Here is a 1,878-nt window from a genome sequence, read left to right on the forward strand (position 1 = left end):
CGGTCAAACCGCCCGCGGCCGCGGGCGCGCCCCATTTGGGGGTGGGGGGGCACCCCCCACCCCCCCCCCACCCCCCCGGGGGCGGCCCCGCGGGCGCCCGCGACGCGGATCAGGGTGCCGGCGTTGCCGGGGTCGGAGATCTCTACGGGCACGGCGAGCAGCTTCGCGGACGTGGGTGCCGTGCTTGGGGAATCAGCCTCGGAGCCAGCCCGAAGTACCTGTGCCAGCGGCACATCCACCTGACGGCACACAGCGACCAGCCCCGGCGGTGTCACCGTCTCCCCCAATTGCTCAGCGGCGCGGTCGTTTACGAGCGTCGTCCGCACCCCCGACGCCGCGGCCGAAGCCACCAGCTCATGCTCCCGCTCGGCAGCCCGACCGGAGAAGAACAGCTCCTCCACTCGTCCCGTATCCAACGCCGCCGCAACGGAATTCGAACCCTCGGCGAGAAACAACCCGGTCTTGCGCCGCTGCGCGCCCCGATGCAGCTTGACAGCCGAAACGACCCGCGGATTGCGCTCCGAGAGAGGCGCGTCCGCGGGTCGTTTCGAAAAGTGCTGTGTCAAGCCCGGATCAGGCGGCGGGGGCGTTGACGTCGGCCGGGAGGGCCGCCTTCGCCACTGCGACCAGGCCGGCGAACGCCTCGGCGTCCGACACTGCCAGCTCGGCGAGGATCTTGCGGTCGACCTCGACGCCGGCGGCCTTCAGACCCTGGATGAAGCGGTTGTAGGTGATGTCGTTGGCGCGGGCCGCCGCGTTGATGCGGGCGATCCAGAGCTTGCGGAAGTCACCCTTGCGCGCCCGGCGGTCCCGGTAGGCGTAGGTGAGCGAGTGCAGCTGCTGTTCCTTCGCCTTGCGGTACAGGCGAGAGCGCTGGCCCCGGTAGCCCTTGGAGGCCTCGAGGATGGAACGGCGCTTCTTCTGAGCGTTGACGGCCCTTTTGACGCGTGCCACTGGTCAGTCCTTGTTCGATCGTGGGGCGCTCGCGGCGCCCGAGTGGTCGGGGTTGGCGGGGCTTACTCAGATACCGAGCAGCTTCTTGACGCGCGGGACGTCGGCCTTGGCGACAGACACGGTGCCTTCCAGACGACGAGTCCGGCGGCTGGACTTGTACTCGAACAGGTGGCGGCGGTTGGCCTGCTGGCGCAGCAGCTTGCCCTTGCCCGTCACCTTGAAGCGCTTCGACGCGCCGCTGTGGCTCTTCATCTTCGGCATGGATTCCTCAATCTGTCTCGTGCCGGTGGCAGCGCGAAGCCGCACTACCACCGGTGCTGTTCGGTTCTACTACGGGGCGGCCGCTTCGGCTTCCGGCGCGGGCGCCGGTCCGGGGGCGGGCCGCGCGGGCGCCGGACCACCGGCGGAACCGCCACCGGCCACGGTGCCCTGCTGCGACTGCGACGCCGTCTGCTGCGCCTTCACCCGCGTCTTCGCACCCTTGTGCGGCGCGAGGACCATCGTCATGTTCCGGCCGTCCTGCTTGGCGGAGGTCTCCACGAAGCCGAGGTCGGCCACGTCGGAGGCCAGCCGCTGCAGCAGCCGGAAGCCGAGCTCGGGCCGCGACTGCTCGCGACCGCGGAACATGATCGTCACCTTGACCTTCGACCCGGCCTCGAGGAACCGCATTACGTGGCCCCGCTTGGTGGCGTAGTCGTGGTCATCGATCTTCGGACGGAGCTTCTGCTCCTTGATCACGGTCTGCTGCTGGTTCTTCCGGGACTCGCGCGCCTTCTGCGCCGTCTCGTACTTGAACTTGCCGTAGTCCATGATCTTGCAGACCGGCGGTGGGGCCGGCCGCGCGCCCCCCCCCCCAAAACAAAAAAGCACCCCGGCCGCCCGGGTTTGGAAATAAAAAACCACCACACCCCCCACCACCCCCCC

General features: G+C 69.3%; 4 protein-coding genes. All 4 read right to left on the bottom strand.

The window, feature by feature from the left end; genetic code table 11:
- A partial coding sequence (locus QH470_RS08355; RefSeq protein WP_280271699.1) for a TrmH family RNA methyltransferase occupies positions 1-566 on the bottom strand: 566 nt, incomplete at its 3' end.
- 7 nt (positions 567-573) lie between these two features.
- Positions 574-954: a 50S ribosomal protein L20 gene (gene rplT / locus QH470_RS08360; RefSeq protein ID WP_187683876.1), complete on the bottom strand. Its 381-nt coding sequence runs from the start codon at positions 952-954 to the stop codon at positions 574-576.
- 66 nt (positions 955-1,020) lie between these two features.
- Entirely contained in the window at positions 1,021-1,215 is a 195-nt protein-coding gene (rpmI, locus tag QH470_RS08365) for a 50S ribosomal protein L35 (RefSeq protein WP_280271700.1), read from the bottom strand.
- 69 nt (positions 1,216-1,284) lie between these two features.
- On the bottom strand, positions 1,285-1,878 hold a 594-nt coding region (gene infC, locus QH470_RS08370), incomplete at its 5' end, for a translation initiation factor IF-3 (protein ID WP_280271701.1).

Origin of the sequence: Nocardia wallacei (assembly GCF_029868745.1) — a bacterium.
Classification (GTDB): domain Bacteria; phylum Actinomycetota; class Actinomycetes; order Mycobacteriales; family Mycobacteriaceae; genus Nocardia; species Nocardia wallacei_B.

What these genes read in the sequence shown, in the direction of transcription:
- rpmI (WP_280271700.1), bottom strand. Translation starts at nt 1,215, where the DNA reads ATGCCGAAGATGAAGAGCCACAGCGGCGCGTCGAAGCGCTTCAAGGTG.